Raw genomic sequence first — 385 nt, 5'->3', positions numbered from 1 at the left:
TGTCCATTAAATGGTCGAACGCATCGCTATCAATTCACCGTTTACGCGCTATCTAAACCGGTCGATATTCCAGAAGGTGCATCTTCGTAGTAGTTGGCTTCTTAGTCAATGAGTTAACACTCGAATCAGTGACATTAGAAGCACTATACAAACGATAACTTTTACAGGAGGCGCTAATAAGAAATGGCTGCCAAATCTAAAAGAACATTCATAGGAGATGACAGCTTTGAGGATGAGGTCTTTGATGGAAGTGGTGTGCTTTCAATTTTGGATCTCTTAATACTGATTGGAGCGCGCAAGTTTAGGGAGCTTTCTATTAGTGTCATTATTGTTCTTTCCACCCTACCGTTTTCTTTATCAGCACATTCAGAAAATGGTGCTGAAC

Annotated in this window: 1 pseudogene; it reads left to right on the top strand. The window is 40.5% G+C overall.

Going from position 1 to position 385, the window contains the following annotated elements:
- Positions 1-183: 183 nt before the first annotated feature.
- Positions 184-385 (top strand): annotated as a pseudogene (locus tag AB4486_RS26505) (hypothetical protein); the annotation flags it as partial.

The sequence above is a fragment of the Vibrio sp. 10N.222.55.C6 genome (assembly GCF_041473395.1).
Classification (GTDB): domain Bacteria; phylum Pseudomonadota; class Gammaproteobacteria; order Enterobacterales; family Vibrionaceae; genus Vibrio; species Vibrio crassostreae_C.
This window is presented reverse-complemented; position numbering and strand designations above follow the sequence as displayed.